25 protein-coding genes and 1 riboswitch are annotated in these 26,807 nt (G+C 70.2%); of the genes, 7 read left to right on the top strand and 18 right to left on the bottom strand.

The window, feature by feature from the left end; all coding sequences use genetic code 11:
- Positions 1-33 precede the first annotated feature (33 nt).
- The gene (locus OO69_RS21500; RefSeq protein WP_026150833.1) at positions 34-474 is read right to left on the bottom strand and encodes an Lrp/AsnC family transcriptional regulator; all 441 of its coding nucleotides are present in this window, start codon (positions 472-474) and stop codon (positions 34-36) included.
- Between the two features lie 268 nt (positions 475-742).
- Between OO69_RS21500 and OO69_RS21495 the strand changes: the two genes are divergently transcribed.
- The gene (locus tag OO69_RS21495) at positions 743-1,177 is read left to right on the top strand and encodes a hypothetical protein (RefSeq protein ID WP_033282351.1); all 435 of its coding nucleotides are present in this window, start codon (positions 743-745) and stop codon (positions 1,175-1,177) included.
- Between the two features lie 10 nt (positions 1,178-1,187).
- On the opposite strand, the gene OO69_RS21490 is transcribed toward OO69_RS21495, so the two are convergent.
- From OO69_RS21490 to OO69_RS21470, 6 genes are all read right to left on the bottom strand, one after another.
- Complete coding sequence (locus OO69_RS21490) at positions 1,188-2,282, bottom strand: phosphotransferase family protein (RefSeq protein ID WP_033282350.1); 1,095 nt, start codon at positions 2,280-2,282, stop codon at positions 1,188-1,190.
- Between the two features lie 77 nt (positions 2,283-2,359).
- Entirely contained in the window at positions 2,360-3,460 is a 1,101-nt protein-coding gene (locus OO69_RS21485) for a hypothetical protein (RefSeq protein WP_033282349.1), read from the bottom strand.
- Between the two features lie 764 nt (positions 3,461-4,224).
- Entirely contained in the window at positions 4,225-5,406 is a 1,182-nt protein-coding gene (locus OO69_RS21480; protein ID WP_033282348.1) for an acyl-CoA dehydrogenase family protein, read from the bottom strand.
- Between the two features lie 230 nt (positions 5,407-5,636).
- Complete coding sequence (locus OO69_RS21475) at positions 5,637-6,296, bottom strand: TetR/AcrR family transcriptional regulator (protein ID WP_106971084.1); 660 nt, start codon at positions 6,294-6,296, stop codon at positions 5,637-5,639.
- 65 nt (positions 6,297-6,361) lie between these two features.
- On the bottom strand, positions 6,362-6,508 hold the full coding sequence (locus OO69_RS51360; protein ID WP_106971083.1) for an SCO1431 family membrane protein: 147 nt from the start codon (positions 6,506-6,508) through the stop codon (positions 6,362-6,364).
- 116 nt (positions 6,509-6,624) lie between these two features.
- Positions 6,625-8,022 (bottom strand): peptidase C39 family protein, encoded by a 1,398-nt coding sequence (locus tag OO69_RS21470; RefSeq protein ID WP_033282346.1) that lies wholly within the window; start codon positions 8,020-8,022, stop codon positions 6,625-6,627.
- A 236-nt stretch (positions 8,023-8,258) separates the two neighbouring features.
- Here OO69_RS21470 and OO69_RS21465 point away from each other — a divergent pair, with 236 nt between their 5' ends.
- Both OO69_RS21465 and OO69_RS21460 read left to right on the top strand, forming a co-directional pair.
- Positions 8,259-8,879, top strand: a complete 621-nt coding sequence (locus tag OO69_RS21465) for a uridine kinase family protein (protein WP_033282345.1) — start codon at positions 8,259-8,261, stop codon at positions 8,877-8,879.
- A gap of 434 nt (positions 8,880-9,313) precedes the next feature.
- Entirely contained in the window at positions 9,314-11,179 is a 1,866-nt protein-coding gene (locus OO69_RS21460; protein ID WP_033282344.1) for an AAA family ATPase, read from the top strand.
- A 160-nt stretch (positions 11,180-11,339) separates the two neighbouring features.
- Here OO69_RS21460 and OO69_RS21455 read toward each other — a convergent pair whose 3' ends face one another.
- Positions 11,340-12,935: a glycoside hydrolase family 32 protein gene (locus tag OO69_RS21455; protein WP_033282343.1), complete on the bottom strand. Its 1,596-nt coding sequence runs from the start codon at positions 12,933-12,935 to the stop codon at positions 11,340-11,342.
- Positions 12,936-13,115: 180 nt separating this feature from the next.
- Between OO69_RS21455 and OO69_RS21450 the strand changes: the two genes are divergently transcribed.
- Genes OO69_RS21450 through OO69_RS21435 form a run of 4 tightly spaced genes read left to right on the top strand, consistent with a single transcriptional unit; the run spans position 13,116 to position 17,770 of the window.
- The gene (locus tag OO69_RS21450; protein ID WP_033282342.1) at positions 13,116-14,525 is read left to right on the top strand and encodes an extracellular solute-binding protein; all 1,410 of its coding nucleotides are present in this window, start codon (positions 13,116-13,118) and stop codon (positions 14,523-14,525) included.
- Positions 14,522-15,487, top strand: coding sequence for a carbohydrate ABC transporter permease (locus OO69_RS21445; RefSeq protein WP_033282341.1), 966 nt, complete (start codon positions 14,522-14,524; stop codon positions 15,485-15,487). Before OO69_RS21450 ends, OO69_RS21445 begins: the two co-directional genes overlap by 4 nt.
- A 22-nt stretch (positions 15,488-15,509) precedes the next feature.
- Positions 15,510-16,382: a carbohydrate ABC transporter permease gene (locus OO69_RS21440; RefSeq protein ID WP_033282340.1), complete on the top strand. Its 873-nt coding sequence runs from the start codon at positions 15,510-15,512 to the stop codon at positions 16,380-16,382.
- Positions 16,379-17,770, top strand: a complete 1,392-nt coding sequence (locus OO69_RS21435) for a glycoside hydrolase family 32 protein (protein WP_033282339.1) — start codon at positions 16,379-16,381, stop codon at positions 17,768-17,770. The genes OO69_RS21440 and OO69_RS21435 overlap by 4 nt, the downstream gene beginning before the upstream one ends.
- Positions 17,771-17,888: 118 nt before the next feature.
- Here the strand turns inward: OO69_RS21435 and OO69_RS21430 are convergent, their stop codons facing one another.
- The 10 genes from OO69_RS21430 to OO69_RS21385 all read right to left on the bottom strand — a co-directional run bounded on the left by OO69_RS21430 (position 17,889) and on the right by OO69_RS21385 (position 26,421).
- On the bottom strand, positions 17,889-18,953 hold the full coding sequence (locus tag OO69_RS21430) for a LacI family DNA-binding transcriptional regulator (protein WP_199810997.1): 1,065 nt from the start codon (positions 18,951-18,953) through the stop codon (positions 17,889-17,891).
- Positions 18,954-19,101: 148 nt separating this feature from the next.
- A complete protein-coding gene (locus OO69_RS21425; protein WP_033282337.1) occupies positions 19,102-20,178 on the bottom strand; it encodes a hemolysin family protein in 1,077 nt (358 codons plus the stop codon).
- Positions 20,175-21,509 (bottom strand): hemolysin family protein, encoded by a 1,335-nt coding sequence (locus tag OO69_RS21420; RefSeq protein WP_033282336.1) that lies wholly within the window; start codon positions 21,507-21,509, stop codon positions 20,175-20,177. The genes OO69_RS21425 and OO69_RS21420 overlap by 4 nt, the downstream gene beginning before the upstream one ends.
- 176 nt (positions 21,510-21,685) lie before the next feature.
- Positions 21,686-22,129, bottom strand: coding sequence for a PH domain-containing protein (locus OO69_RS21415; protein WP_033282335.1), 444 nt, complete (start codon positions 22,127-22,129; stop codon positions 21,686-21,688).
- Between the two features lie 14 nt (positions 22,130-22,143).
- On the bottom strand, positions 22,144-23,001 hold the full coding sequence (hisG, locus tag OO69_RS21410; protein WP_033282334.1) for an ATP phosphoribosyltransferase: 858 nt from the start codon (positions 22,999-23,001) through the stop codon (positions 22,144-22,146).
- A gap of 49 nt (positions 23,002-23,050) precedes the next feature.
- Positions 23,051-23,323 carry a phosphoribosyl-ATP diphosphatase gene (locus tag OO69_RS21405; protein WP_018534786.1) on the bottom strand — a complete coding sequence of 91 codons (273 nt, stop codon included), beginning with the start codon at positions 23,321-23,323 and terminating at the stop codon, positions 23,051-23,053.
- A gap of 34 nt (positions 23,324-23,357) precedes the next feature.
- On the bottom strand, positions 23,358-23,843 hold the full coding sequence (gene ribH / locus OO69_RS21400; RefSeq protein WP_019059681.1) for a 6,7-dimethyl-8-ribityllumazine synthase: 486 nt from the start codon (positions 23,841-23,843) through the stop codon (positions 23,358-23,360).
- Positions 23,844-23,891: 48 nt separating this feature from the next.
- A complete protein-coding gene (locus OO69_RS21395; protein WP_033282333.1) occupies positions 23,892-25,181 on the bottom strand; it encodes a bifunctional 3,4-dihydroxy-2-butanone-4-phosphate synthase/GTP cyclohydrolase II in 1,290 nt (429 codons plus the stop codon).
- Entirely contained in the window at positions 25,178-25,822 is a 645-nt protein-coding gene (locus OO69_RS21390) for a nicotinamide mononucleotide transporter family protein (protein ID WP_033282332.1), read from the bottom strand. Before OO69_RS21390 ends, OO69_RS21395 begins: the two co-directional genes overlap by 4 nt.
- On the bottom strand, positions 25,819-26,421 hold the full coding sequence (locus OO69_RS21385; RefSeq protein WP_033282331.1) for a riboflavin synthase: 603 nt from the start codon (positions 26,419-26,421) through the stop codon (positions 25,819-25,821). Before OO69_RS21385 ends, OO69_RS21390 begins: the two co-directional genes overlap by 4 nt.
- Positions 26,422-26,571: 150 nt before the next feature.
- A riboswitch (FMN riboswitch) is annotated at positions 26,572-26,702 on the bottom strand.
- Positions 26,703-26,807: the final 105 nt, after the last annotated feature.

Below are 26,807 nucleotides of genomic sequence, written 5' to 3'. Positions count from 1 at the left end.
CGCCTCACCGGCGCCGCCCCGCACGCAGGTCCGTCAGATGCGGGGCGGGCGGGCCTCGTACGGCGTCGAGAGCACCACCGTGGTCCGCGTCGAGACACCGGCCAGGCCACGCAGCCGGGCCAGCAGCTCCTCCAGTTCGTGCGGGGTGGAGACCCGCACCTTGAGGATGTAGTTCTCGTCGCCCGCGACGCTGTGGCAGGCCTCGATCTCGGGGACGTCGGAGAGGCGGTCCGCGATGTCGTCGGGGGCGCTGGGGTCGAACGGTTTCACCGAGATGAAGGCGGTCATGGGCAGGCCCACCGCCTCCGGGTCGACGACCGCGGCATACCCGCGGATGACGCCCCGCTGCTCCAGTCGGCGCACCCGCTGGTGCACGGCCGACGTGGACAGGCCCGTGGCCTTGCCCAGGTCTGTGTAGCTCATCCGCCCGTCCTTGACGAGCAGCTGCACGATTTGTCGGTCCAGCTCCTCCATGACGCAAGAACCTACAGTGCGTCTGATCTCCTCCGATACCTCGGCGGCGCAGGTCATACCCGGTTCGTGATGTGGCGGAGAGCGACCCGTGTGGCGGCCGGGGACAAATCCACCGCCTCGGGCATCTGCGAGCGGCATGTGACGAACACCACAGGCCCCGGACGGTCTCCGTGATGGTCTCGTGATTACCGCGGAGACGGGACGGGAAGTGCTTGCTGTGGTCGAGGCCGCAGCGCCTTCACGGCCCAGCCCAGTAGGGGGAGAACCCATGCAGAGTCTTAAGCGCCCTGGACGCACCGCGCCCAAGCGGCCGCAGCTCGGCGTCGAGCCCGAGCCGGAGGGCGTCGAATCCGAGGATTTCGACGCCGACGAACTCGACGCGTACGACACCTTCGAGATGTACCGGGTGATCTGCCCGGACTGCGTGCAGCCCATCGCGCTCCTCGAGGACGAGGAGGTCCTGCCGGAGCACGCGCTGTGCGCCTCGCCGTGGAACCCGTTCGGGCTGACGGTCTGCGCCGGTACGGGCCGTGAGGCGGCCGACGCCCGGTCCGCCGACGAGTCCGCGGAGCTCCAGGAGCAGGACACCGCGCTGCTGTTGACGCTCCCTCAGGGCCTCGACTGGCGGACGCAGCCGTTCTCGCACGTCGGCGGTCCGAGCTCGCGCCCGATGCGGGTGCCCGTCATGCGCCGCGCCGCCTGAGCGCTCCCGCTCAACCCCAGTAGCTGCCCTGCACCATGGCCCGCAGGCTGCCGTGGTGCAGGATCAGTGTGTCCGGGTCCGCCGGGACGGCCACCTCGCCGAAGTGCACCTGCCGGTAGGCGATACGGAGCATCACGATCGCGTGCCGCAAGGCCGCGTACAGGGTGTAGAAGTCCATGTCGCGCGGGGTGTGACCGGTGAGTTCGGCGTACCGCGCCTCCACTCGGTCCCGGCGGAAGAACTCCGGCAGGCCCTGCTGACCGAAGGCGACCGTCAAGTCCTGGAAGAAGCGGTGCAGATAGACGGTCCAGCCGAGGTCCACCTCGCGCGGGGCCGGGGCCGCCATCTCCCAGTCGAGGACGGCGACGGGGTCGAACCCGTCGTAGACGACGTTCCCGATGCGCGCGTCGCCCCAGTTGAGGACGGGTTCGCCCGGGTCGACCGGCCAGAGTTCCGTGAGCCGGTCGAAGGCGCTCTCGATGAGGGGTGAGCGGGCGACACCGTCAACCACCCACTCGTAGTACGCCCGTTGGGATGCGACGTGCCGGGTCAGGGCGTCACCGTCCCCCGGAAGAGTGAGGAACTCGGCCTCGGACACCGGGACTTGGTCGTGCAGGCGGGCGATGAGTCCGACCGAGGCGGCCTCCAGGTGTGCACGCTCCGCGTCGGTCGCCGCGTGCAGCCAATTGCCCTCGTACGTATAGGGCATGACGTCTGGCGGCACCCGCCCCTCGGCACGCTCCATGACGAAGAACGGCGCGCCGAGCGGGCCTGGGTCCTCCTCCAGCCAGCGCACCTTGGGTATCGGCAGATCGCTCCGCTCGGCGACCAGCCGCATCGTGCGGAACTGCCGCGGCATGTCGTAGACCGGGAAGACGGTGTACGCCGCCGGGTCCGCCGCGAGCCTCAACGCGCAGGCCCGGAGCGGTGGTTCGGGGTGTTCGATGTCGAAGAGCAGGGTCTCGCTGGACATACCGTTCGACCCGGGGACCCTGACATCGACAGCCTTGGCACCGGGCAGCCGGGTGCCGAGCCAGGCGGTGAGTCGCTGGGCGAGCTCCTCGGGGTCGCGGGTGGTGGTGCGGGGGCGGGGTGCTGTCGCCATGTCTCAACTCCCTTGCGGTGCGATCGAAATGTCACCTCGGCCCCCTTCGGCTCCACCGAGACGTCACCTCAACTGCCCTACGACGCAACCGAGTCGAAGCCCGTGAAGCCGCTCGGGTCGTGGCGGCCGAAGGAGCCGTGTTCGAAGATGCCGTGGCCCAGCCGGCCGTCGAGGCGGAAGCGGGCCGCGTGGTCGGTGACGCCGTAGGCGACCAGTGGGGTGGGCTGCGTGAGGTCGTAGGTGCGGCTGTCGGTCCAGGACCGGCCGCGCCACGTGCCGTGTTGCCAGTCGTCGGCGGGTGGGTAGCCGGCGCCGATCGCCAGAGGTGAGGAGGTCAGGATCTCGACGTCGAGTTCCTGGGGTTTGCGGGTGTCGCCGAGGTGGATCAGGGCGCGCTCGGGGTGGCGGGTGCCGGGGCGGTAGGTGATCTCGGGCCGGGGCCAGCCGAGTTGGCGGTCTCGGTGGCCGGGGCGGACGACGGTCGCCTCGTTCAGGGTGCGGTAGCCGTCGGCGTCCTCCTGGACGATGACCATCAGGAAGCGGTCCTCGAAGCGGACCGGGCACCAGATCCAGTGGAAGCCCTCGGTGGGGTGGTCCTCGGCGAGCCGGCCGCCCTCCTCGCCCGGGATGGGCCGCACGCCCCAACTCCGGTCACGGGTACCGGTCCAGCCGCCCGCGGAGACCCGGAACTCCTCGTCACCGGCGTGGATCACCCCCTCCACACCGCCCGCCTGGACGAAGCGGCGCCCTTCGAGGGTGAGCCGGTCGCCGCGGTACTGGACGTGGTGGGGTTCCCAGAGGGCGGGGAACTCGGCCGTCCAAGTGAGGTCGTACGACAGGGAGTTGTCCTCGCAGCGGAGGCGGAGGCGGTGCAGGGGTTCCTCGACCTCGATGCGCAGGGGGCCCACGGCGAGGTGCATGCGGTCGTCGCCGAGGGCGTCCGAGGCGCGGACCGCGTGGAGTTGGTCTCCGGTGCGGAGGGTCGCGTAGGCGTCGATCACCCCGACGTTGGGGTAGACGCCGAGGCCGAGGATGAGCAGGGCGCGGCCCTCGTGGTCGAACACGTGGAAGATGCAGCGGTCGTAGGCGTTCCGGTCGCCGGTCGCGACGTGCTTCATCGACAGGGGGACCTGGTGCACGGGGTACTCGTCGAGGGGCACGGGACGGTCGTCTGCCATGGCTAACCTCCCCTGGGGACAGTGGAGGTGACGGTACGTCAGGTCGCGTGCGGTCGCCAGAGCCGTGACCTGTACGCCGGTGAACTCACGCTCGATTATTCGCGCCGGTGACTTGTCGACATGCCCTTCCGTTGCCTTGGTATGACCCCCACTTATGCGCCGACCGGGCGTCAGCGCCGGATCTTCGTTCCCGTACCGGCAGAATCGGTTCCGCCGGCGCCGCCGCAGCCCCAGGATCCGCCCATCTACCGTGATCTGATGCGGAGTTGGGCCGACCGGGGCCGCACCCTGCCGGGGCGTCACGACCCGGAGTGGGCGCGGCTGGCGGCGCCGCCGCTCAGGTCTGCCCGGTGGATCAGGTCGGAGGGGATCGACGGCGTCTGATCGGCGATGAGGTCCTTCCGCACGAGGCTGCCAGGGTCAGGGACGCCGACAGCTCGGGACCGCAACACGCCTGCCGCACTCCCCCGCGCCGTTGGCCACCGGGCCGCGCAGGCGGAAGAGGGGCGCGGCCAGGGCGCGGCCGCGGGACCCCGCGCGGCGGCTCAAGTACCCCGAACAGACCCCCGGCGTCTGATCGGCGATGGGGTCCTTCCGCACGAGGCTGCCAGGGCCAGGAACGCCGACAGCCCGGGACCGCACACGCCTGCCGCGCTCCCCGCGCCGTTGGCCCCCGGGCCGCACAGACCGAAGGGGGGCGCGGCCAAGACGCGGCAGCGGGGCCCCGCGTCGGCGGCTCCAGGACCCCGAACAGACCCCCGGCGTCAGCCGGTCCGGTGGGCTTCCGGACCGGCCAAGTGGCGGGCGATGACCATCCGTTGGATCTGGTTCGTGCCCTCGACGATCTGCAGGACCTTGGCCTCGCGCATGTAGCGCTCGACCGGGAAGTCCGCGGTGTAGCCGTAGCCGCCGAGGATCTGGACGGCGTCGATGGTGGCCTTCATCGCGGTGTCGGTGCAGTGGAGTTTGGCCATGGCCGCCTGTTTGGCGAACGGGCGGCCCGCGTCGCGCAGCCGGGCCGCCGCGAGGTAGAGGGCGCGGCCCGCCTCGATCTGGGTGGCCATGTCGGCGAGCATGAAGCGCAGGCCCTGGAAGTCGGAGATCGGGCGCCCGAACTGCTGCCGGCCGCTCGCGTAGGCCACCGCCTCGTCGAGTGCCGCCTGGGCCAGGCCGATCGCGCAGGCCGCGATGCCGAGGCGGCCGGAGTCCAGCGCGGACAGGGCGATCGCGAAGCCCTGGCCCTCCTCGCCGAGGCGGCGCTCGTCGGGGACGCGGACGCCGTCGAAGTGGACCTGGGCGGTGGGCGAGCCCTTCATGCCCATCTTCTTCTCCGGTACCGCGCCGCTGAGGCCGGCCGCGTCGCCGGGCACCAGGAAGGCGCTGATCCCGCGCGCGCCCTCCTCGCCGGTGCGGGCCATGACCGTGTAGAAGTCGGCGATGCCGCCGTGGGTGATCCAGGCCTTGGTGCCGTCGATCACCCAGTCCTCGCCGTCGCGCACCGCTTTCGTGCGCAGGGAGGCCGCGTCGGAGCCGGAGGAGGGTTCGGAGAGGCAGTAGGCGCCGAGCAGGCCGCCGCCGAGCATCGCGGGGAGGTGCTCGACCTGCTGCTGCTTGGTGCCGTAGTTGGCCAGCGCGTGGCAGGAGAGGGAGTGGACGCTGACGCCGAGGCCGACCGTGAGGCGGGCCGCCGCGAGCTCTTCGAGGACCTGGAGGTAGACCTCGTACGGCTGGTCGCCGCCGCCGTACTCGGAGTCGTACGGGAGGCCGAGCAGTCCCGAGCGGGACAGGAGGGTGAAGATCTCGCGCGGGAAGTGTCCGGCGTCCTCTTCCTCGGCCGCCCTCGGGGCGATCTCTCGCTGCGCGATGTCACGGGCCAGCGAGATCAGATCCCGGGCCTCGTCCGTGGGCAGTTGCCGGTCCACCGGCTGCGGGGCTCGGTCGGGCATGGCGACGCTCTCCTCCCTGTCGGGCACATCGGCGGGCGTACGCCTGGGGTCGAGGCGACGTGGCCGGGTACCGCACGGATGCGGCCGCTGCTCCTACTCCCGGGTCTCGGAAGCGGTTGACCAGCGGCTCTGCGCTGTGAGTATGCCCGATCGGAGGTCTCGCGTCACCAGTTAACGACCGCTTACTTCAAGAATAGCCCGGTCGTCCGGAACAGGGCGAAACCGTGAATTCAGACGTCCCTGCGGGCGGGCGGCGGCGCCGGGTGGGCGGGGTCCAGCTCCTCGATGGCGCGGAGGGTGCCGCCGAGGGTCTTCACGAGGATTTCGCGCATCGTCTCGCGGGAAAGGTCGGAGGTGCTGATCCACTCCAGGGTCGCGCCCTCGACGCTGCACACCCAGCCGAACAGGCCCATGCGGGCGATCCGGGAGATGTCCGTACGGCCGTACGCTCCGTCGGCGATGGTCGCGACGATCGCCGCGCGCACCCCGTCGCGGATGGCGTGCACCTCGGTGTCGAAGCCGACGCCGCCGCTCACGATCGTGCGGTACGCGGCCTGGTTGTGCTCGGCCCAGCGCAGATAGCTGTCCATCGTCCGCTGTACGCGGTCCAGTTGGGGCAGTTCGAGACCGCTCGCCGCGAAGGTCACCAGGTCGGCGACGGAGTCGTTGATGATCGCCAGGTAGTAGCCGCGCTTGGACTGGAAGTAGTAGTAGATCAGCCCCTTGGCGACATGCGCCTGCCGCGCGATGTCGTCCATGGACAGCGCGTCGTAGGACGTGTCGGCGAACAACTTCCGGCCGATGGTGATGAGTTCGGCGCGGCGCGCCAAGGAACGCTCGGTACCGCGGGCCCTGGGACGTGGGACGTCACGCTGCTGACTGATTTCCAATTTCGACTCTGGCTCTCCAACTGGGCTGGGTCAACCGCAGTATGGCAGGTCGCGTATGTGTCAGGTCACAGCAGGCCGATTTGGGTCACAAGCATCGCGATCACCACGACAAGGGTCCAGCCCACGATGTGCTCGACGATCTTCGGACCGTCGGCCTTGGGGCCGCCGGTGCGGGTACGGGTGCGGGCGGCGCTGGCTGAGTGTGCGGTCATGGTGGCTCGCAGAGGTCGGATGTGCGATGGACTCCCCCGTTTCGTCCACCTTGCCATCCCTGTCGGGTTTTGCGCCGGAGACCTTGGTCACAGGGATCTCGGTCTCCGGCACGGGGTCAGTGCACGCCCACCGCCGCGAGGGCCTTGCGCTGGCGGGCGGTCGGGTGCGCGGGGAAGTAGAGGTAGCAGACGCCGCCGGTACCGGAGGAGAGCTTGCCGGAGGCGTTGTACCGCTTGGTGCGCAGCCAGATGTTCTCCCATTCGCGCCGGTTGTAGACGCGGCGGACGGCCGGATCGCTGGCCGAGTTGGGGTCGTTGGCGATCACGTCGCCGTCTGCGGTGAAGCCGATCACGGTCATCAGGTGGCCGGAGGTGCCGTAGCCCGCGCCGGTCAGTTCGCTGCTGAGGAACGACTGGGACGTTATGGCCGGGATGCCCGCCGCGATCAGCGTCTCCAGGTCGCCGAGCGAGCCGAGCCGGGTGACCACGCCCTGGAGGTCCTTGTACGTGGCCGCGTAGGCGGCGTTGAACGGCCAGTTGCCGCAGCCCTGGTACTGGTAGTCGTAGGTGAAGCGGGCCGCGTTGTCGACCTGCGGGTCGGCGTAGGTCGGGTCGACCCAGGCCAGCTGCTCCCGGGTGAGGCGGCCGCCCCAGTACTCGATGATCATCTGCGAGGAGGTGGGACTGCACCAGGCCTCGCCGCCGTTGTCGTACTCGGGGTACTGGCCGACGTGGATCTCCTGCGAGTAGCGCGGGACGATCAACTCCTGGGCCAGTCCCGGAGTTGAGGCCGGGACGGTGAAGCGGTCCGGGACGTCGGAGCCCATCGCGCCGAGCCGCCAGACGGTGGGGGTGAGCTTGGTGCCGGGCTTGCGGTAGAGGGTCAGGCGGAGTTGGTACGACGCGAGGCGCAGGCCTGTCGTGGCGTCGTCGATCGCGAAGGTGTCCGTCCAGATCGTGGACTTGCCGTCCGTCTGGTCGTCGACGGAGGTCCGCTTGATGTCCTGGTCGCCGGCCGCCCAGCGGCCCATCACGTACCAGGGGGTGTCCGTGCCGTCGGAGTACGTGCCGTGCAGCTCGATCTGGATCCAGGTGCCGGCCGGGGTGTCCGCGTTCCAGGACGCGATGGTCTCCGTCGCGGGGACCGAGAGCTTGTGGACGGGGGACGTCCAGGTCGCGTACTCCCAGTTGGCGGTCTTGCCGGTGTGCGGGTCCGTGTAGTCGACGCGGCCGACGGCGGCGCCGATCGCGAGGCCCGGGCGGGAGCCCGCGACGGCACGGGTGCCCTGGGCGGCGCCGCGGCGCCAGTCGGCGTAGGTGGTCCAGGCGTGGTTGTCGACCGTCGGGGTGCCTTCGCGGGGCCGCGCGTCGAGGAGGGTCGGCGCCCGGTCGGAGTCGGCGGTGTCGGTGGCGGTCGCGGTGTCGGCGGCCGCGGGGCCCGTGCCGGCGACCACCGCGGCGGCGACCGCGGCGGCCAGGACGGTTCTGCGGGACGGCTGTTCGGCTCTGCTCATGGGCGGAAGACCCCCGGGTGTTCCGTGTCGGGACAGATCCAGTCGGGACAGATCCAATGGACGACTGTGCGCCCACTATGAACACACACGGCACTCCGCTGCCAGCACTTCGAACCTCGCCACACCCACCAATATTGGTATCGACCAGTGGTATGAGCTGGGGCCGGAGACACCGCTCCCTACACTGTCCCGGTGACCTGCGGCATCACCCGCCCCACGACCTCCCGGGACCAGCCATGCACGACCTCGCCCACCGCCTGAGCCGGCTGCCCCCGTCCTGCGGCCCGGTCCGGCTCGTCGGTGTCGACGGGCACGCCGGATCCGGGAAGTCCACGTTCGCCGGACGGCTGGCCGGGGCCCTGGGCGGCGCCCCCGTCCTGCATCTGGACGACCTCGCCACCCACGACGAACTGTTCGGCTGGACCGGCCGGCTGCTGAGCCAGGTGATCGAACCCCTCGGCCGCGGCGAGACCGCCCACTACGCCCCCTACGACTGGCACGCCCGCCGCTTCACCGCGCCCCGCGCGCTGCCGCCCGCGCCCGTGGTCCTCGTCGAGGGCGTCGGCGCCGGACGCCGGGCGGTGCGCCCGTTCCTCGCGGGACTGCTGTGGATGGAACTGCCCCGGGAGGAGTCCTGGGCACAGGGCCGGCAGCGGGACGGAACGGAGCAGCGGGACTTCTGGGACGGATGGGTCGAGGCGGAACACGAACACTTCGCCAAAGACCCTTCGCGCCCCCACGCGGACTTCCTGGTACGGCAGTTGGGGAAGGGGTACGAGGTGCTCACGGGGCCCTCAGGGACGATTGGACCGGACCATGAGGTCACCCACGGTGATGGACCGCCCGCAGTGTGCTGAACTTGTGAAGACCCTTCCGCCCGAACTTGCTTGAGTGCCTCAACTCGGCTTGACCCAGGGGCCGTACAGGTCTTACGTTCTGAATGTGCGGCCGGTTCGAAGCCGCCCAGAGTCGCGAAGCCCCCGGTTGTTCCCCCGTGATCGGGGGCTTCGTTCTGCTCCCAGCACGTTTTCCGGCCGTTACGAGCCGTGATTTGCTCACCCTGGGTCACCGTCCTGAGTGCGCCCCATCTGCTCCCACCTCGTCAAACGGCCTGTGCGGCACCCTTCGATGGGCGACTGCCCCGCAGGTACGATGCCCAGGGTGCGACCGACGGACGGCTGCTTCGCGCACCACGGCAACTCCCGTCCGCGGCACAGCGGTTCGACCCAGACTGCCGACGGGCGCCGGCCCGGCGGTGAATCAACGGGGGCACGGTTTGTGGGGGGACGTGATGGACTTCGGCACGCAGGGCCCCGAGGCCCCGGCCGACCTCGCGTGGCTGCGAGGCGTGGACGCCTACACGATGGGCGCTTATCCGCAGGCGGAGGAGGAGTTCCGCACCGCGGTACGGATGGATCCCGGAATGGCCGACGGCTGGCTCGGACTGCACGCGCTGCGCGTCGACACGACGACCGCGCTGCTGCGGATGTATCGGCACCGGGAACGCTTCGGGGAACAGCGCACCAGGCACCGCCGTACGCTCAACTCCTGGTACTGGCTGGGCTGGTGGGTGCAGCCCGTGCTGGAGAGCCCGCGTGATCTGCTGCTCGCGCACGCCTCGCACTGGCTGGACGGCCGTCATGTGCCGGAACTGGACCGGGCGTTGGCGGGGCTGCCGCCCGTGGACACCGACCACCAGGTCCGCTTCCTGCACGCGTGCCGCGCCTATCTGGTCAAGGACTGGGAGCAGCTGGTCCGGCACACGGATCCGCTGATCAACGACCAACTCCTGGGCATAGAGGCCGGGTTGTTCGGCGGGATGGCCCGGGTCCGGCTGGAGATGTACGGCCAGGCCGAACCGCTCCTCTCCTCCGCGCTGATGCGCTGCCGCAGCGAACAGCCCCAGCGCAAGGAATTGCGGTACTGGCTCGCGCGGGCCCACGAGGGCACCGGGCGCAGTGCCGCCGCGCTCCCCCTGTACCGGGCGGTGCACCGCGTCGACCCCGCGTTCATGGACACCTCGGCGCGGCTCGCGGCGATCACCGACTCCGACGGGTACGACGGCTCCGAGGACGTGACCGACCTCGCGGCGATCACGCTCTCCGGCGGGCAGGACGCGCTGGAGGGGCCGGACGGGCTCGATCCGCTGTTCGGCGCGGAGGGGCGGGATCTGAAGCTGTCGGAGCCCGGTCTGCCGCCGACCGGGCCGTTGCCCGCCGCGGGTGACTCGGTGCGGGAGAAGACCGCGAATCCGGTGCTGCCGCTGCCCACGGGTCCCACCGACCCCGTCTTACTGGAGGAGGCGCTCAACGAACTGGAGCGCATGGTGGGGCTGGAGCCGGTCAAGCGCCAAGTCAAGGCGCTGTCCGCCCAGTTGAACATGGCGCGGCTGCGGGCGGGGCAGGGGCTGCCGGTCCAGCCGCCGAAACGGCACTTCGTCTTCTCCGGGCCCTCGGGTACCGGCAAGACCACCGTGGCCCGCATCCTCGGACGGGTCTTCTACGCCCTCGGGCTGCTCGGCGGGGACCATCTCGTCGAGGCGCAGCGGGCCGACCTGGTCGGTGAGTACCTGGGTCAAACGGCCGTGAAGGCCAACGAGTTGATCGATTCCGCGATCGGTGGCGTCCTCTTCGTCGATGAGGCGTACTCGCTCTCCAACTCCGGTTACGGCAAGGGCGACGCGTACGGCGACGAGGCCTTGCAGGTGCTGTTGAAGCGGGCCGAGGACAATCGCGACCACCTCGTGGTGATCCTGGCGGGCTATCCCGAGGGGATGGACCGGTTGCTGGCCGCGAACCCCGGGTTGTCGTCCCGTTTCACGACGCGCGTCGACTTTCCCTCGTACCGGCCGCTCGAACTCACCTCCATCGGCGAGGTGTTGGCTGCCGAGAACGGTGACGTGTGGGACGAGGAGGCGTTGGACGAGCTGCGGTCGATCGCCGGGCATGTGGTCGACCAGGGGTGGATCGACGAGCTGGGGAACGGGCGGTTCCTGCGCACGCTGTACGAGAAGAGCTGTGCGTACCGGGATCTGCGGTTGTCGGTGTATCCCGGGATGTTGTCGCGGGACGACCTGTCGACTCTGCGGCTGCCGGATCTGATGCAGGCGTATGGAGAGGTGTTGTCGGGGCGGGGGCCTGGTCCTGCCGGGATGTGAGGGGGACGCGGGAGCTCGGTCGGATCCGTGGTGTCGCGGCTGCGGCGCCGTGGGGGCTGGTCGCGCCCGCGCGGCGGAGCCGCACATCGACACAGCCCCGCGCCCCTTGGGTGGGCGCGGGGAACCGGTGTCTGTCAGGCGATGTCGGCCCCGGTACGTCTCACACCGTGAACTCCCGTATCACCGTGTTCCGGAACACCGCACTACCGCCGATCGTGAACAGCGCGAGCCCCGTGTCCAGCAGGTACGGGAACACCTGGCTGGTGTGCACATAGCGGCCGTCGTCGACGAACATCTCCACCGATGTGCGATCCACCAGGATGCGGAGCTTCACCGTGCCGGCGGACGGGTCGAACGGGGTGTGGCTCTCCTGGTAGTTGCCGGAGGTGTCGGCGTTCACCGTGTTGCGTCGGTTGAGGAAGGCGTAGTCGGTGTAGATGCCGGCGTCGATGTGCCGGCCTCCGCTGGGTGAGCGCCTCAACTGAAGGCCCGCGCCGGTGAGTTGGGACCAGCTGAGTTCGGTCGTGACCTCGTAGGAGATGCCGGTGTAGTCGAGCACCTTCGTACCGTCCACGGTCACGTCGCCCAGGTTCACCGTGCGGGAGACATGCGCGTCGAGGCCGGCGACGGGCTGGGAGGCGAGGTAGTAGGTGCCGTCGGACGCCTTCTCCAGGGTGACCTCGCGGACGACGGAGTCGGTGCCGTTGAAGCCGTCGCAGTCGATGGTGGGGGTGGTGTCGGCGTAGTCCCAGTTGTTCACCCAGCCGAGCGCGTACCGGGCTGCCTCGTCCACCGCGCCGCTCGTGTCCCGCTTCTCGAAGGTGACGCCGGCGTACCAGTCCCAGCCGTGGTCGAGCCACTGCGGGGCACTCGCGTCGGCGGTGAACGCGCTGCCGTCGAAGGAACCCGTCCAGTAGGCGTACGTGTTGGGCAGCCCCGAGCTCTTGCCGTTGGCGCTCACGCCGAGCACCCATTTCACGGTGCCGTCGCCCGCGGTGATGCGGAACAGGTCGGGGCACTCCAGGACGCCGATGCCGTCATGGACGAAACCGTCCGCGTACGTCCAGGACTTGAGGTCGTCGGAATGGTAGAAGCCGACCTTGTCGTTCTCGGCGAGGGCCATCACCCAGCGGCCCCGGTCCTCGTCGCGGATCACCTTGGGGTCGCGGAAGTCGGCGACGCCGGGGTTGGGCAGGACAGGGGCGGTCCCGTAGTTGGTGAAGGTGAGACCGCCGTCGGTCGAGTAGTACAGGAACTGCGCCTGGGAGTCGGTGCCGCCGCCAGGAGACATGGTGACGATGACGACGACCGCGCCCGCGCCGAATCCGGCCGTGTTACCGGTGTCGACCACCGCCGAACCCGACCAGAGATCACCGTTGGACGTGGTGTTCTTGGGTGCGGCGACCCCGCGGTCGGTGAAGGAGACCAGGTCCTTGGTGGTGGCCAGGCGCCAGGCCGTACCGACGACGCCGGTGAAGTAGTCGGCGTTGTAGAGGTAGTAGTAGTGGTACTCGCCGTCGATCCAGACGGGCCGCTGCGGGTCGTTCTTCCACTGGTCGGGCACCGTGAAGTGGTACGCGGCGCGGTAACTCGCCCCGCTCGCAGCCGAGTTGGCCTTGTTCTTGGCAGTGGCCCCGGGCTTGGGCTTGGGCTTCTGGGCGGCCGTGGCCGTCCCGGTGGACAGCAGCGCGGCGGCGGTGCCCGCCGCCGATCCCGCGAACAGTGATCTCCTGGAAATCCCCGAGGTTCCGGGCATGGCACATCGTTCCTCTCGTGGCGGCTCACGACGCAGAGGGCGTGAAAAGCGGCTCCTGCGAACGAGGACTGTAGACCTAACTCGTTAAAGGTCAAGCGTTCCCGACCCTTGACAGGCCGACCGCCCGGTTCCCATCATCTGGGGCATCACCCCTGAACTAACACGAGTTAGGCCCGTTTGATGACTGACTCGCACCTCCCCCGCCGCACGCTGCTGCGGTACGGCGCGTACGGGGCCGGAGCAGCCGCTCTGGTCGGTACCGCCGCGAGCTGGGACCGGCTCACGGGAGCCGACATCCCCGGCCGTGACGACGGCTCCCTCGTCGTCGCCACCCTCGGCTCCGCCTTCGACCCGGCCACCGTCGACGCGCTCACCAAGGGCTTCCACCGGATCCACCCCGGCATCCCGCTGCGGGTGAACGCCGTACAGGCCGTCGACTGGTCGGACTTCTTCGCGAAGATCCTCACCCAGATCGCCGCCGGCACCGCCCCCGACCTGGTGTATGTGGCCACAGAGGGCGTGCAGTTGTTCGCCCAGCGGCTCGGCGTGGCCCTGGACCGCTGGGTGCGGCGGGACGCGGCGGAGCTGCGTGAGTACTTCGCCGACGTCCATCCCTCCCTGGTCGAGTCGATGATGTACGAGGGCAACCTCTACCAGCTGCCCATGGAGTTCAACGCCGCCGACATGTACCTCAACAAGCAGGTGCTGAAGCGGGCGGGCGCGGAGTTCCCGGCGGCCGACTGGAGCCGCGACGACTTCACCGCGATGCTGCGGAAGCTGAAGCGCGGCGGCGGCTCGCACTTCACGCCGTACTTCTGGACCAACCGCCTGTGGGGCGGCGTGGTGCCCTGGCTCTTCGCGAACGGCACGAACCTGCTGAAGGAGTCGAAGGCGCCCGGCGGCTCCTGGCTGTGGGACACCTTCTACCCGGCCGCCGACCGGAAGGGGCGCGGCGGCGGCTTCCGCTGGACGACCCCGCAGGCCACCGCCGGCCGGGTCGAGGAGGCGTACGACTATCTCGCCTCCCTCGTCCAGGAGGACCTGTGCACCCGGCCCGAGGGCGGCAACGGCAACAACCTGGTCGGCGTGTTCTCCACCGGTCACGTCGGCGTCACACCGGCGGGCGGCTTCTGGGCGGGCGGTCTGCAGCAGGCCGGCATGCGGGCCGCCGACTACGACGTGCAGTACTTCCCGCGCTGGCGCACCCAGCGCCACCAGTTCGGCGCGGCGGGCTACGCGCTGCTGCGCACCTCGAAGAAGCAGGAAGCCGCCTGGGAGTTCATCAAGTACGCGGCCCGCAAGGACACCATGACCCGGCTGTTCCGGACCAACCAGACCACCCCGGCCCGGCGTTCGATGCTGAACGCCGCCCGCTACGCCGCGAGCGGCCCCGCGCACTGGCAGGTCTTCTACGACACCCTCGACCGGTTCCCCGACACCGGCCCGATCCCCGCGCCGCCGCAGGTCGCCGAGGTGACCGACGTCCTGCTCAAGTACACCGGCACCGCGCTGGCCTCGCCGCGTGCGGTGGGTCCCGCGCTGCGCCGGATGCAGGGCGACCTGGAGCAGGCCATGGAGCGTGAGGTATGACGAACACCCAGGTCCCCAACTCCCAGGTCCCGGCCGTGAGTTCGCGGCCCGCCACGCCATCCGCCGCCTCCGTACGGCCGTCCGTCCGCGACCGCGGCGCCCGGCTGCTGGCCGCGCTGTTCCTGGCGCCCACGGTCGTCGGCATCGTCGTCTTCACGGTCGTGCCGATCGTCGGGTCCATCGTGCTGAGCCTGTTCCACTGGAACGTGATCGACCCGCCCCACTTCGTCGGCGGCGCCAACTACCGCACCACCTTCACGGATTCGACCGTCCTGGTCTCCTTCCGCAACACGCTCCTCTTCATGGTCCTCGCGGTCGCGCTGCAACTGCTCATCGCGCTGTCGCTGGCACTCGCGCTCAACGGGCGGATGCCGGTGTGGCTGCGGTCGGTGTTCCGTTCGGCGTTCTTCTTCCCGCTGGTGCTGTCCGCCGCGTCCATCTCGGTGGTGATGAAGTACCTGTTCAACCAGGACTTCGGGGTGGTGAACTGGCTGATCGGCCTGGTCGGCATCGCGCCCGTGCCCTGGCTGACCTCGGAGCACGCGGCGATGGCCACGGTGATCCTGGTCTACGTCTGGCAGCAGTTCGGTTTCTCGTTCCTGCTGTTCATCGGCGGCCTGAACAACATCCCCAAGGAGATCCACGAGGCCGCCGCCCTCGACGGCGCGACCGGCCTGCGCAAGCACCTCGGCATCACGCTGCCGCTGCTGTCGCCGACGCTGCTCGTCGCCACGGTGGTCGGCGTCATCAACGCCCTGCAGGTCTTCGAGCAGCCCTACGTCCTCACCGACGGCGGCCCCGGCGACGCCACCCGCACCGTGGTGATGGTGATCTACGAGCGGGCCTTCGAGCAGCTCGACTTCGGCGAGGCGTCCGCGGTGGGCGTGCTGCTCTTCGCGGTGATCATGGCGGTCACCGCCCTCCAGTTCCGGCTCAGCCGGCGTTTCGTCCACTACCAGTGAGCCGGTGAGCCGCATGAGCGCCATGAGCCAAGCAACCCCGACCCTGAAAGCGACCCCGACCCTGAGCCGCGTCCGCTACTCACTCGCCCCCTGGACCCGGATCGCCGCGCTGACCGTGTGCGCCCTGCTGACGCTGGGCCCGGTCATCTGGACCGTCGCCACCTCGCTGCGCACCCCGGCCGAGTCCTTCGACCTGCCCCCGCAGATCATCCCGACGCACCCGACGACCGCGGCCTACCACGGGGTCTTCCAGCAGATCGACGTGTGGCTGCTCGCCCTGAACTCCACGCTGGTGACGGCACTGGTCGCCGTCGGCCAGATGATCACGGCGGGCCTGGCCGGATACGCCTTCGCGCGCCTGGAGTTCCGTTTCAAGAGGCCGCTCTTCGGCCTGGTCCTGGCGACCATGATGGTGCCGTTGCAGGTCACCATCGTGCCGGTGTTCCTGGTGCTGAAGACGATGGGCCTCACCGACACGCTCCTCGGCCTGATCATCCCGGCCTTCCCGACCGCCTTCGGCACCTTCCTGATGCGCCAGTACTTCCTCGGTATGCCGAAGGACCTGGGCGAGGCGGCCATGCTGGACGGCGCGGGGACCTGGCGGATCTTCCGCTCGGTGTACGCGCCGCTGGCCACACCCGGCCTGGCGATCGTCGGCGTACTGGCCTTCAACTACCACTGGAACGAGTTCTTCCGCCCGCTGATCCTGGAGACCTCCAGCCAGAACTACACGCTTCCGCTGGGCCTGGTCTCCCTCCAGGGCAACCTCGGCACCGGGTCCATCTCGGTGGTCCTGGCCGGAGTCGTGCTCTCGATGCTCCCCGCCGTCGCCGTGTTCGCCGTCGGCCAGCGCCCTCTCCGCGAGGGCATCACCTCCGCAGGAGTCAACCGTTGAGCAATGACCCCAACGCGCCGCGTTTCAGGGTCCGTCCGCCCGCCAACTGGATCAACGACCCCAATGGGCCGTTCCGTTGGCGGGACCGCTACCACCTCTTCTACCAGCACAACCCCGACGCACCGGTGCACGCGAACGTCCACTGGGGCCACGCCTCCAGCACCGACCTCGCGCACTGGGACCACCACCCGATCGCGCTCACCCCGACGCCCGGCGGCCCCGACGAGGCCGGCTGCTGGTCGGGCTGCGTGACCGACGACGCGGGCACACCGACCGCCGTGTACACGGGAGTTGACCATTCCCACACCGGACTCGGCACCATCTGCCTGGCCCGGGCGGCGGACCCGGACGACGACCGGCTGACCGAGTGGAAGCCGCTGCCGACACCGGTGGTGACAGGACCACCACCGGGACTGGACGTGGTGATGTTCCGCGACCCGTTCATCTTCCGCCACGCGGACCGGCGTTGGGCCCTCGTCGGCGCCGGGCACGCCGACGGCACCCCGTCGGTCCTGCTCTACGACTGCGACGACCTGACCGACTGGCGGTTCGCCGGAGTGCTGCTGGACGGCAGGAACCCGGTGGCCACCGACGCGTTCGGCGACAAGTCGGTGGGCTGGGAGTGCCCGCACCTGTACCGGACGGCGGGCGGCGACCACGTACTCCTGGTGTCCCTGTGGGACGGAGACCCCTGCTCCACCGCATACCTGACGGGCCGTCTACAGGCGGACAGCCAGGGCGAGTTGAGGTTCGTGCCGCGCACCGGCGGCCGACTCGACCAGGGCCGGGACTTCTACGCCCCCGCCGTGCTCCAGGAGCCGGACCGCGCACTGTTGTGGGGCTGGTCGTGGGAGGCCCGCCCGCAGGAGGAGGTGGACCGGGCCGGATGGGCGGGCGTCCTCACCGCGCCCCGGAAGGTCGACGTCCACCCCGACGGTTCACTGCGGGTGAGTCCGGCCCCGGAGCTCCAACTGCTGCGCCCGGCCGAGCCGTTCGTCACCGCGCCGGGCCGCGTTCCACTTCCACAGGCCTACGACCTGACGGTCACCGCGTGCGAACCGACCACGGTGAGCCTGCTCAGGGACGCGGCGGGCCGGGAGTTGACCATCCGGGCGGACCCCGGCGCGGGGACCGTCGTCCTCGACCGGGGCGCCTGGCCCCGGACCGGCAGGGAGGGCTCCGCCCCGATCACCGTGCAGGTACCGAAGGCGCCGGAACTCACCCTCCGGCTGCTCGTCGACGGCTCGCTCCTCGAACTCTTCGTCGCGGACAGGGCGATGGTCACCGAGCGCGTCTACCGGCGCCCCGACGACATCGCGGAGCTGGTCGTCGACGGACCGGGTGCGCGGGTCACCGGGTGGGCGCCGGACCCACGGAAGCACGACTGACCACCGGGCAGGCCAGCCGCCGCACGGTCGCGGGCGGCGTGGGGCTGGGGCATCGATGGCGTCCACCGGCACCCCAGCGACATCGCCGAACCACTCGTCGACGGACCCGACGCCCAGATCAGCGGATGGGCACCGGTCCCACAGAACCACGGCTGACCACAGGGCAGGCCAGGCGCCGCACCGTCGCGGGCGGGGTGGGGCCGGCTTCGATGGCGTCCAGGAGTAGTCGGGCCGCCGTCTCGCCCATGGCCCGGTGTGGCAGCGCGATGGAGGTGAGCGGTGGGGTGAGGAACGCGGCCATGTGCTCCTGGTCGTCGTAGCCGACCACCGACAGATCGGCGGGCACGTCGATCCCGAGCCGGGTCGCGGCGTGCAGGACGCCCGCCGCGACCCGGTCGTTGTAGCACAGGACGCCGGTGGGACGACGGCCCGGCTCGACCCCGTCGAGCAGGCGCAGCGCGCCCGCGTACCCCGCGGAGATCTCCCCGCCGCCGCGCACGATCCACTCGGTGGGCACGGTGACGCCCTCGGCGCGCAGCGCGTCCCGGAAGCCGCGGGTGCGTTCCACCGAGGCGATGTCGTCCAGACCGCCGATCACGGCGAGCCGGCGGTGGCCCGCGGCGAGCAGCAGCCTGGCCGCCGTACGGCCACCGGCGCGCTCGGCGGGGACCACGGCGGGCAGGGAGTCGTCCTCGGGCAGGCAGTTGGCCAGCACGGAGTGGGTGCGGTGCAGGCCCTCGGGGACGCGTACCCGGCGCAGTGACATGGCCGCGTAGATGATGCCGTCCACGCGCCGGTTGAGCAGTTCCGCGACGGCCGCGTCCTCCTTGGCCGGGTCACCGCCGGAGTCCACGGTGAGGACGAGATGGTCGCTGTCCCAGGCGGTCTCCATGGCCCCGCGCAGCAGCCGGCCGGCGAACGGCGAGGACGCGATCTCGTCGGTGACCAGCCCGATCACGGCCGTACGGCGACGGCGCAGCCCGCGGGCCACCGGGTCGGGCCGGTAGCCCAGCTGGGCCGCGGCCTGCCGGATGCGTTCCTGGGTGGCGGGCGAGAGGTTGCCGTCGGCGCGGCCGTTGAACACGAAGGACACCGCGGTGTGGGACACACCGGCGATCCGGGCGACGTCCCGTGACGTCGGGCGCCCGGTGCCCGTGTTCCCGCTCTCCTCGGCACCGCCCACGCCGTCCGCCGCCCTCGCCCAGCCCGTCCTGTCGATCACCGCCCACCCTATCCGCGGGGAGCGCCGAGGCACACAGGAGATGCCCAGGGCGGGGACCCTGTTCGGCCGGCCGGGCCGAGTGATCGACAAGCGGCTGACGTCACGGTTCTCAGCCAGGCACCGCCTGCTTGAGTTCCGCCGTCCGTGGCTGTGCCGGTGCCGGTACCTCCCGGTGGGCCGGGTCCGTCACCTCGCCCACCAGGAGTTCCAGGACGTCCTCCAGGGCGACCAGGCCGAGCACCTTGCCGGAGCCGTCGGCGACCTGGGCCAGGTGGGTCGCCGCCCGGCGCATCACCGTCAGGGCGTCGTCCAGGGGGAGTTCGGCCCGCAGCGTCGTCATGGGGCGCCAGATCTGCTGCGGCACCGCCCGCTCGGACTCCTCCAGGTCCAGGACGTCCTTGACGTGGAGGTAGCCCATGAAGGCGCCGGTCTCCGCGGCGACCGGGAAGCGGGAGTAGCCGGTGCGGGCCGTGAGGGCGACGATCTCGCCCGGGGTGACCGAGGGGCTGACCGTCACCAGGTCCTCGCGGCGCAGAAGCACGTCGGTGACCGGGCGGGAACCCAACTCCAGGGCGTCCTCCAGGCGTTCCTGCTCCTCGGGGTCCAGGAGGCCGGCCTGCCCGGAGTCCTCCACCAGGCGGTTGAGCTGTTCGCTGGTGAAGACGGCCTCGACCTCGTCCTTGGGCTCGACGTGGAAGAGCCGCAGGATGCCCTGGGCGACGGCGCCGAGGGCCACGGTGATCGGCCTGCACACGCGGGCGAAAGCGACCAGGCCGGGACTGAGCCACATCGCGGCCTTCTCCGGCGCGGCCATCGCGAGGTTCTTCGGGACCATCTCGCCGATGACGAGGTGGAAGAAGACGACCGCGGCGAGCGCGAGGATGTAGCCGAGGGGGTGGATCATGCCCTCGGGCAGACGCATCCACTCGAAGACCGGCTCCAGGACGTGCGCGACCGTCGGTTCGGCGACCGCGCCCAGCGTCAACGAGCAGACGGTGATGCCGAATTGGGCCGCCGCCATCATCTGCGGCAGCCGTTCCAGGCCGTAGAGGACCTGTCGGGCGCGGGCCGTGCCGAGGGGTTCGATCTGGCTGCGGCGGACGGAGACGAGGGCGAACTCGGCGCCGACGAAGAAGCCGTTGGCGAGCACCAGCAGGACGGCGAAGAGGAGTTGGAGGACGGTCATCGGGCCGCCTCCATGACGTTCACCGGGGGAACCGTGCGGACCAGGCGGACCCGTTCGGCGCGGTAGTGGCCCACCTGGCGGACCGACAGGCGCCAGCCGGGGAGTTCGGCCTTGTCGCCGGGGGCCGGGATGCGGCCGAGGAGGTCGGCGACCAGTCCGGCCACCGTCTCGTACGGTCCCTCGGGCACGTCGAGGCCTATGCGCTGGAGGATGTCGACCCGGCAGCTGCCGTCGGCGTCCCACGCGGGCTTGCCGTCCTCCGGTGGCGCGGCGGCGAGTTCGGGGACGTCCTGGCCGTCGTGCTCGTCGCGGACCTCGCCGACGAGTTCCTCGACGATGTCCTCCAGGGTGACCACCCCGGCCGTACCGCCGTACTCGTCGACGACGACGGCGATCGGCTGTTCGCTGCGCAGCCGGGCGAGGAGGGGCTGGACGGGCAGGGTCTCGGGGACCAGGAGCGGGGACTTGGCGATGGTGGTGACGGAGGTGCGCAGGCGGTCGTGCGCGGGCACGGCCAGCGCGTCCTTGAGGTGGACCATGCCGACGATCTCGTCGATCTTCTCGCGGTAGACGGGGAAGCGGGACAGACCCGTGGCACGGGTCAGGTTGACCACGTCCTCGGCGGTCGCCGACGACTGCAGCGCGCTGACCTTCACGCGCGGGGTCATGACGTGCTGCGCGGTCAACTCGCCCAGTGACAGCGTCCGTACGAAGAGATCGGCGGTGTCCTGCTCCAGCGTGCCGGCCTGCGCCGAGTGCCGGGCCAGGGAGACGAGTTCGCCGGGGGTGCGGGCCGAGGCCAGCTCCTCGGTGGGCTCGACGCCGAGTGCGCGGACGAGCTTGTTGGCGACGGTGTTCAGCGCGGCGATCACCGGGCGGAACAGCTTCGCGAAGGCGTGCTGCGGTGCGGCGACGAAGCGCGCGACCTGGAGCGGCCGCGACACCGCCCAGTTCTTGGGCACGAGTTCGCCGATCACCATCTGCACGGCGGAGGCCAGCAGCATGCCGACGACCACGGCGACGCCGGAGACGGCGCCCTCGGGGATGCCGATCGCGCTGAACGGGCCGTGCAGCAGCTCCGCCAGGGCCGGTTCGGCGAGCATCCCGACGACCAGGGAGGTGATGGTGATGCCGAGCTGGGTGCCGGAGAGCTGGAAGGACAGCTCCTTGAGCGACTCGACGACCGTGGCGGCCCGTCGGTCGCCCTCGGCGGCGGCCTTCTCGGCCTCGGGACGCTCCACGGTGACGAGTCCGAACTCGGCCGCGACGAAGAATCCGTTGGCCAGAATCAGCAGCATCGCCGCTCCGAGGAGCAACAAGGGGATGGTCATGCCGCCGCCTCGATATGTCGGGAGGGGGCGGCGCAGGTACTACAGGACGATCCGTCCATCGCTGGAGGGAGTCACTCCTCGGGTCGCAGGGGGCCTCAGAAGACAGGGGGGAACATCGGTGGCGGAGGCGAGAACGAAAAACGCCACCGACAACAGATTAATCAAGACATGGCCCTCTACGGCAGATCCCTCAGCGACCGGTCCTCGGCGAGCGCCCGCAGAGTGCGCGCGTCGGCGATGGCCCGTGCCTTGGCGATACCGGGCTGGATGCCGAGGACGGGCAGGCTGGTGCCGTCGCTGAGGTTGAGGAACACCCAGGGGTCGCCGGGCCGAAGGTTCACCTGGAGGATCTCGGCCCAGGCCAGCCGGCGCCTGCTCACGATGTTCACGACGGTGACACCGGACTCGTCGGCGACGACCTTCACCCGGGCGAGCATGGCCAGTACGGCGAAGAGAAGGGCACCGGTGAAGACGAAGCTGAGCTTCTCCCCCGGGGTGAGCTGCTCCAGGAGCATCGCGACGGTCGTGATGACGACGAAGATCGCGATGCCCGCGGTGAGCAGCACGGCACGGGTGCGGCCCGGCCGGAACGTGACCGGCAGGGCGGGCAGTTGAGACATGGTCGGCGTGTTCCTCAGAGACGGCAGGCGTGGATGGCCGTCGTCAGGATGGCCCGGGCGCCGATGTCGTACAGGTCGTCCATGATCCGCTGCGCCTCCTTGGCGGGGACCATCGCGCGGACGGCGACCCAGCCCTCGTTGTGCAGCGGGGAGACGGTCGGGGACTCCAGGCCGGGGGTGAGCGCGACGGCCTTCTCCAGCTGCTCGACCCGGCAGTCGTAGTCCATCATCACGTACGTCCGGGCGACCAGGACGCCCTGGAGGCGGCGCAGGAACTGCTGGACCTTGGGCTCGGCGGTGTCGTCGGTCTCGCCGCCCGTGCGGCGGATGACGACGGCCTCGGACTTCATGATCGGGTCGCCGAAGACCTCAAGTCCCGCGTTGCGCAAGGACGTTCCGGTCTCGACGACGTCCGCGATGACTTCGGCGACACCGAGTTCGATGGCGGTCTCGACGGCGCCGTCGAGGTGGACGACGGAGGCGTCGACGCCGTTGTCCGCGAGGTACTTGGCGACGATGCCCTCGTACGAGGTGGCGACCGTCTTGCCCTTGAGGTCCGCGAGGGTGTTCGCGGCGCCCGGCTTGGAGGCGAAGCGGAACGTGGAGCGGGCGAAGCCGAGCGGGAGGATCGGCTCGGCGCTCGCGCCGGAGTCGATCAGCAGGTCGCGGCCGGTGATGCCGATGTCGAGGCGGCCGGAGGAGACGTAGATCGCGATGTCGCGGGGGCGGAGGTAGAAGAACTCCACCTCGTTGACCGGGTCGACGATCCGCAGCTCCTTGGACTCCCGGCGCTGCTGGTAGCCGGCCTCATGCAGCATGTCCGCCGCAGGTCCTGACAGGGAACCCTTGTTGGGGACGGCGATGCGCAGCATGAGGTCGGCTTCCTTCGCGTGAAAAGGGGTGAAGTGTCTGAAAAGGGTTTTACAGGTGGGCGTAGACGTCGTCCAGCGAGATTCCGCGGGCGACCATCATCACCTGGACGTGGTAGAGCAGCTGCGAGATCTCCTCGGCGGCCGCCTCCTTGCCCTCGTACTCGGCGGCCATCCAGACCTCGGCGGCCTCTTCTACGACCTTCTTGCCGATGGCATGGACGCCCTTGCCGACCAGCTCTGCGGTGCGGGAAGTGGCGGGGTCGCCGGTGGCGGCCTTCTGCTGGAGCTCGGTGAAGAGCTCCTCGAACGTCTTATTGGACATGGTGCTGCCCACCCTATTGCAAACAATCGTGGGCTTAACGCCACGGTTCAGATACTGAGCGGAGCGTGGCCGCCGTCGCCACCGCGGCCGTCACCGCCTCGTGTCCCTTGTCCTCGTTCGAGCCCTCCAGGCCCGCCCGGTCGAGGGCCTGCTCCTCGGTGTCGCAGGTCAGCACGCCCATGCCGACGGGGACGCCGGTCTCGACCGAGACCTGGGTGAGGCCCTGGACCACGCCCTGGCACACGTACTCGAAGTGCGGGGTGCCACCGCGGATGACGACACCGAGGGCGACGATCGCGTCGTAGCCCCGGCCCGCCAACACCTTTGCCACGACCGGGAGTTCCCAGCTGCCGGGGACCCTCAGGAGGGTCGGCTCGTCGATCCCCAGGTCGTGCAGGGCGCGCAGGGCGCCGTCCACGAGACCGTCCATCACCTTTTCGTGCCACTGCGCCGCGATGACGGCGACCCGCAGGTCTCCGACGTTGCGTACGGACAGTTCGGGTGCGCCCTTGCCGCTCACGTTCTCTGGTCTCCTCGGTGACTTCTGAAGGTGTCTTACTGGTTGCTCTTACTGGTTGCCGCAGGTGGACACGGGGGCCGCGTCCAGCCAGGGCAGGTCGTGGCCCATCCGGTCCCGCTTGGTGCGCAGGTAGCGGAGGTTGTGCTCGCCCGCGGTCACGGGCATCGGCTCCCGGCCGGCGACCTTGAGGCCGTGCCGGACGAGCGCGTCGGTCTTGTCGGGGTTGTTGGTCATCAGGCGCAGGCTGTGGACGCCGAGGTCCTCCAGGATCTGCGCGCCGGCGCCGTAGTCCCGGGCGTCGGCGGGCAGGCCGAGTTCCAGGTTGGCGTCGAGGGTGTCCCGGCCGCGCTCCTGGAGTTCGTACGCCCGGAGCTTGGACAGGAGGCCGATGCCGCGTCCCTCGTGGCCGCGCAGGTAGACCACCACTCCCCTGCCCTCCTCCTGGATGCGCTCCAGGGAGGCCTCCAGCTGGGGGCCGCAGTCGCAGCGCAGGGAGTGGAAGACGTCGCCGGTGAGGCACTCGGAGTGGACGCGGACGAGGACGTCCTCGCCGTCGCCGATCTCGCCGTGGACGAGGGCGACGTGCTCCACTCCGTCGACAGTGGAGCGGTAGCCGTAGGCCGTGAACTGGCCGTGGCGGGTGGGGAGTTGGACCTCGGCCTCGCGGCGGACGGTGGGCTCGGCGGCCTGGCGGTAGGTGATCAGGTCCTCGATGGAGATGATCGTCAGGCCGTGCTTGCGGGCGAAGGGGATCAGTTCGGGGAGGCGGAGCATACGGCCGTCCTCGCCCGCGATCTCGACGATCGCGCCGGCCGGGCGCAGGCCCGCGAGGCGCGCGAGGTCGACTGCGGCCTCGGTGTGGCCGTTGCGGACCAGCACGCCGCCGGTGCGGGCGCGCAGCGGGAAGATGTGGCCGGGGCGGACGAGGTCGTCGGCCTGGGCGCTGCCGCTCGCCAGGACCTGAAGCGTGGTCGCCCGGTCGGAGGCCGAGATACCGGTGGTCACACCGTGAACGGGCGCGGCGTCCACGGACACGGTGAACGCGGTTTTCATCGACTCGGTGTTGTCCTCGACCATCTGCGGGAGCCGGAGCCGGTCCAGTTCGTCGCCCTCCATGGGGGCGCAGATCAGGCCGCGGCACTCGCTCATCATGAACGCGATGATCTCGGGGGTCGCCTTCTCGGCGGCGATCACGAGGTCGCCCTCGTTCTCGCGGTCCTCGTCGTCGACGACCACGATCGGGCGGCCCGCCGCGATGTCGGCGATGGCCTGCTCGACCGGGTCGAGGGAGAAGTCCTCGAAACCGTCGGTGCTGTACAGGATCGGTGCCGCTGTCATGCCGGCGCTCCTTCCAGGACGGGCTGCGGGGTCTTGCGGGAGCGCAGCCACCAGTCGCGCATGCCCCACAGGACGAGTGCGCCGTAGATGACGTAGACGAAGCCGGAGAACGCGAAGCCGTTGGCGAAGTTGAGGGGGACGCCGACGAGGTCGACGAGGAGCCAGGCGAACCAGAACTCGACCATGCCGCGGGCCTGCGCGTACATCGCGACGACGGTGCCGACGAAGATGTAGGCGTCGGGCCACGGGTCCCAGGAGAGGGACGGGTACGCCTTGAAGAGAGCCGCGACCGCTACGGTCCCTACGGCGGCGGAGGCGGCCAGGATCGCGCGTTCGCGCCAGGTGGCGAAGCGGGGGGTGATGTGGCCGTCGGCCGTGCCGCCCTTGCCGCGGTTCCACTGCCACCAGCCGTAGACCGCGACGACCATGACGACGACCTGCTTGCCGGCGCTGCCGGAGAGGTGGGCGGTGGCGAACGCGGCGAAGAGGATCACGCCGGAGACGAACTGGGTGGGCCAGCTCCAGATCGAGCGCCGCCAGCCGAAGGCGAGGCCGATCAGTCCGATGACGTTGCCGATCATGTCCGACCACTTGATGTGCTGGCCGAACAGGACGAAGGCCTCGGAGTTGAGCCAGTTCACGGGGTCACCTCGCGCGCGCCCATCAGCCGCTCCACGTACTTGGCGATGACGTCGACCTCGAGGTTGACCGGGTCGCCGGGCTGCTTGAGGCCGAGCGTGGTCAGGCCGAGGGTGGTGGGGATGAGGCTGACGGTGAAGTAGTCCGGGCCCGCGTCGACGACGGTGAGGCTGATGCCGTCGACGGTGATGGAGCCCTTCTCGACGACGTAGCGCGTGAGGTCGGCCGGGAGCGAGATCTTGACGATCTCCCAGTTCTCGGACGGCTTGCGCTCGATGACCTCGCCGGTGCCGTCGACGTGCCCCTGCACGATGTGGCCGCCGAGGCGGGCGCCGAGGGCCATGGGGCGTTCGAGGTTGACGCGGGAGCCTACGGCGAGAACGCCGAGGCTGGAGCGGTTCAGGGTCTCGGCCATGACGTCGGCGGTGAACTCGTCACCCTCGTGCTCGACGACGGTGAGACAGACGCCGTTCACGGCGATGGAGTCGCCGTGCTTCGCGCCCTCGGTGACGATGGGGCCGCGCAGACGAAAGCGGGAGGCGTCGTCGAGACTCTCGACGGCGGTGACCTCACCCAGCTCTTCGACGATTCCGGTGAACACTTCCCGGGTCCTCCTGCCTCATAGGGCACGGACTCCGGGGCCTGTCGAAGACGACAGAATGTAACGGAACGGAAGCACCGGGAACGACGCCGGACAGAACCCGTCCACACAGGACGAGCCGATACGGCGGCGCGCACGAATGCCCGCCCGCCGCGCACTGCCTCCCATCCGGACTTTAACCGTCGGTCCAGGAATTCCACCTGGTCAACCGGCCGCTGGAAGCGGACGGGTCGCGGACTATAACCGCCGGTTCGGACTTTCACCGACCCCGGAGTGCGCTGCTTCTGGTACACGGCCAGTGTGCCACGCCCGGCAAGGGTCCATCCAGGCGAAGGGTGTGGGCTGGCTCACAGACAGTGCCGCTGGACTTCTCAAGCGGCCCCTAC

Origin of the sequence: Streptomyces sp. NRRL F-525 (assembly GCF_000716605.1) — a bacterium.
In the GTDB taxonomy this organism is placed as follows: Bacteria; Actinomycetota; Actinomycetes; order Streptomycetales; family Streptomycetaceae; genus Streptomyces.
This window is presented reverse-complemented; position numbering and strand designations above follow the sequence as displayed.

Bases quoted from the DNA above. Each gene is read 5' to 3' on its own strand.
- OO69_RS21500 (WP_026150833.1), bottom strand. From the start codon at position 474: ATGGAGGAGCTGGACCGACAAATCGTGCAGCTGCTCGTCAAGGACGGG.
- OO69_RS21495 (WP_033282351.1), top strand. From the start codon at position 743: ATGCAGAGTCTTAAGCGCCCTGGACGCACCGCGCCCAAGCGGCCGCAG.
- OO69_RS21490 (WP_033282350.1), bottom strand. From the start codon at position 2,282: ATGGCGACAGCACCCCGCCCCCGCACCACCACCCGCGACCCCGAGGAG.
- OO69_RS21485 (WP_033282349.1), bottom strand. From the start codon at position 3,460: ATGGCAGACGACCGTCCCGTGCCCCTCGACGAGTACCCCGTGCACCAG.
- OO69_RS21480 (WP_033282348.1), bottom strand. From the start codon at position 5,406: ATGCCCGACCGAGCCCCGCAGCCGGTGGACCGGCAACTGCCCACGGAC.
- OO69_RS51360 (WP_106971083.1), bottom strand. From the start codon at position 6,508: ATGACCGCACACTCAGCCAGCGCCGCCCGCACCCGTACCCGCACCGGC.
- OO69_RS21470 (WP_033282346.1), bottom strand. From the start codon at position 8,022: ATGAGCAGAGCCGAACAGCCGTCCCGCAGAACCGTCCTGGCCGCCGCG.
- OO69_RS21465 (WP_033282345.1), top strand. From the start codon at position 8,259: ATGCACGACCTCGCCCACCGCCTGAGCCGGCTGCCCCCGTCCTGCGGC.
- OO69_RS21460 (WP_033282344.1), top strand. From the start codon at position 9,314: ATGGACTTCGGCACGCAGGGCCCCGAGGCCCCGGCCGACCTCGCGTGG.
- OO69_RS21455 (WP_033282343.1), bottom strand. From the start codon at position 12,935: ATGCCCGGAACCTCGGGGATTTCCAGGAGATCACTGTTCGCGGGATCG.
- OO69_RS21450 (WP_033282342.1), top strand. From the start codon at position 13,116: ATGACTGACTCGCACCTCCCCCGCCGCACGCTGCTGCGGTACGGCGCG.
- OO69_RS21445 (WP_033282341.1), top strand. From the start codon at position 14,522: ATGACGAACACCCAGGTCCCCAACTCCCAGGTCCCGGCCGTGAGTTCG.
- OO69_RS21440 (WP_033282340.1), top strand. From the start codon at position 15,510: ATGAGCCAAGCAACCCCGACCCTGAAAGCGACCCCGACCCTGAGCCGC.
- OO69_RS21425 (WP_033282337.1), bottom strand. From the start codon at position 20,178: ATGACCGTCCTCCAACTCCTCTTCGCCGTCCTGCTGGTGCTCGCCAAC.
- OO69_RS21420 (WP_033282336.1), bottom strand. From the start codon at position 21,509: ATGACCATCCCCTTGTTGCTCCTCGGAGCGGCGATGCTGCTGATTCTG.
- OO69_RS21415 (WP_033282335.1), bottom strand. From the start codon at position 22,129: ATGTCTCAACTGCCCGCCCTGCCGGTCACGTTCCGGCCGGGCCGCACC.
- hisG (WP_033282334.1), bottom strand. From the start codon at position 23,001: ATGCTGCGCATCGCCGTCCCCAACAAGGGTTCCCTGTCAGGACCTGCG.
- OO69_RS21405 (WP_018534786.1), bottom strand. From the start codon at position 23,323: ATGTCCAATAAGACGTTCGAGGAGCTCTTCACCGAGCTCCAGCAGAAG.
- OO69_RS21395 (WP_033282333.1), bottom strand. From the start codon at position 25,181: ATGACAGCGGCACCGATCCTGTACAGCACCGACGGTTTCGAGGACTTC.